Source organism: Micromonospora phytophila (assembly GCF_023656545.1).
Lineage (GTDB): Bacteria > Actinomycetota > Actinomycetes > Mycobacteriales > Micromonosporaceae > Micromonospora > Micromonospora phytophila.
In genome coordinates, this window is sequence record NZ_JAMOKF010000563.1 from 1 (window position 1) to 2056 (window position 2056).

Here is a 2056-nt window from a genome sequence, read left to right on the forward strand (position 1 = left end):
GGATGCCGGTCGGCGGCCGGGCCGAAGCCCCGCCGGTCCGGTCCGAAGCGGTGTCGGAGACGCCGCGCCGACGTCGGCAGGCCGTCGCCCCGCACCGGGGCCGGGCCACCGTCGAGGAGCCGGGTTCGGTTTCGGCCGCCCCGGCCGGAGCGGCGACCGGCAGCCCGGCGACCGTCGGCACGTCGTACTCGGGCGGGCAGGTGACCACGACGGAGACGGCGCCCTCGCGACCGCTGGACACGGGCGGCGCGCCGGGCCCCCGGGTGGTGATCGACCACGTCCAGGTGAGCACCTTCGGGCTCGACGCCACCGTGGAGGTACGCCTGATCGCCGGCGGGGAGAGCGCCGCCGGCTACTCGACCGGGCCGGCCGTCGACGGGTACGTGCTGCGGCTCTGCGCGGTGGCCGCCGCGGCGGCCGTGGACGAGCTGCTGCGCGGCGCCGACCCCGGGTCGGACCGGGGGCGGTGCTTCGTCGAGCACGCCGCGGTGGTGCCGTTCGGCAACTGTGAGGTGGCCACCGTCGTGGTGCTGCTGGTCTGCGACGGCTGGGTCGAGCAGCTCGCGGGCTCGGCGCTGGTCGCCGGTGACCCGCGGCAGGCGATCGTCCGGGCCACCCTGGCCGCGGTGAACCGTCGGCTCGAGGCGCTGCTGGCCTGAGCGCCGCGCACCGGCTCGGCGAGCCGCGGGTCGGCGGCCCGGGTCTCGCCGCAAGCCGGAGCGTGACCGTCCGGGCAGGGGCGGCGTGCTGCCGACTCCCGCGCGCTTGGGCAGACTGTAGTGATGAAGCGCGCCACCCTCTGGCCGGATCATCTCCTTCCCGAGCACTCCGTCCCGCCACCCTGGCCGGGCCGGGCGGTACGCCTCGACGGTTCGGTCACCTACGTCCGGGACACCCCGGCGACCGCCCCCGGCGCCGAACCGGCCCTCTACGTGCACGGCCTCGGCGGGTCCTCGCAGAACTGGACGGACCTGGCCGGCCTGCTCGCCGACCGGCTCGACGGGCAGGCCATCGACCTGCCCGGGTTCGGTCGCAGCGAACCGGGTCGCCGCTACACCGTCCCGTCCTTCGCCCACCGGGTGATCCGCTGGATCGAGCACTCCGGCCGGGGGCCGGTGCACCTGTTCGGCAACTCGCTGGGCGGTGCGGTCTCGGTGCAGGTGGCGGGGCTGCGGCCGGACCTGGTCCGGACCCTGACCCTGGTCTCGCCGGCCCTGCCGTTCCTCGACTTCCGGCGGTCGCTGCAGGGTCGCATGCTGCCGCTGCTGGTGATCCCCCGGGGCGAGCGACTGGCCGCCTGGCGGCTGGCCCAACTCGCGCCGGAGGTGATGGCGCAGCAGGTGATGGAGGCGTGCGTGGGCGACCTCAGTCGGATCTGTGACCAGCGCCGGCAGGAGGCGCTGGAGGAGATCCGGGTGCGGTACGAGGCCGCGCACTACGCCGCCGCGTACGTCCGGACCTTCCGCGGGCTGGTCTCCACCTTCCTGCGCTCGTACCTGCCGGGGTCGGGGTCGCTGTGGCGGCTGGCCGCCTCGGTCCGGGCGCCCACGCTGGTCGTCGGTGGGCGGCACGACCGGCTGGTGGACGTCCGGGTGGCGCCGCAGACGGCCCGGGTCATCCCGGACAGCCGACTGCTGATGCTCGACGGGGTCGGTCACGTGGCGCAACTGGAGGTGCCGCGCCTGGTGGCCCGGGCGGTGCTGGGGCTGCTCGCCGAAACGGGGGAGTCCGCCAAACGGCCCGACATGGCAGGCTGACCTGGATGTCCTCCGCCCGCCGCCACCCCACCATGACGTCGACGCGGCGCCGGATCCACCCGGATCCCGCCCACGCCGGGGACCGGTCGCATCGACGGCACCGGCGTACGGCCGCTCGTTCGCGGCAGCTCGTCAAGCTGGTCGCATTGGTCGTCGCCCTCGGGGCCGCGGTGGCCGTGGTGGCGGACCGGCGGGGCGCGGACGTCGGCGCGGAGGTGCTCACCGCCGAGGAACTGGCTCCCGCGCCGACCGTCGCGCCGGTGTCTGCCGCGCCGGTCCCCGCGTCCCCGTCCCCGTCA

At 76.2% G+C, this 2056-nt stretch carries 1 protein-coding gene and 2 pseudogenes; all 3 read left to right on the forward strand.

Features of this window, described 5'->3' with window-relative positions:
• Window positions 1-659, forward strand: a pseudogene (locus NCC78_RS31245) (hypothetical protein); the annotation flags it as partial.
• Window positions 660-782: 123 nt separating this feature from the next.
• The gene (locus NCC78_RS31250) at window positions 783-1757 is read left to right on the forward strand and encodes an alpha/beta fold hydrolase (protein ID WP_250799027.1); all 975 of its coding nucleotides are present in this window, start codon (window positions 783-785) and stop codon (window positions 1755-1757) included.
• Between the two features lie 5 nt (window positions 1758-1762).
• A pseudogene (locus NCC78_RS31255) lies at window positions 1763-2056 on the forward strand (hypothetical protein); the annotation flags it as partial.

Coding starts and splice junctions, on each gene's coding strand:
- NCC78_RS31250 (WP_250799027.1), top strand. CDS start 783: ATGAAGCGCGCCACCCTCTGGCCGGATCATCTCCTTCCCGAGCACTCC.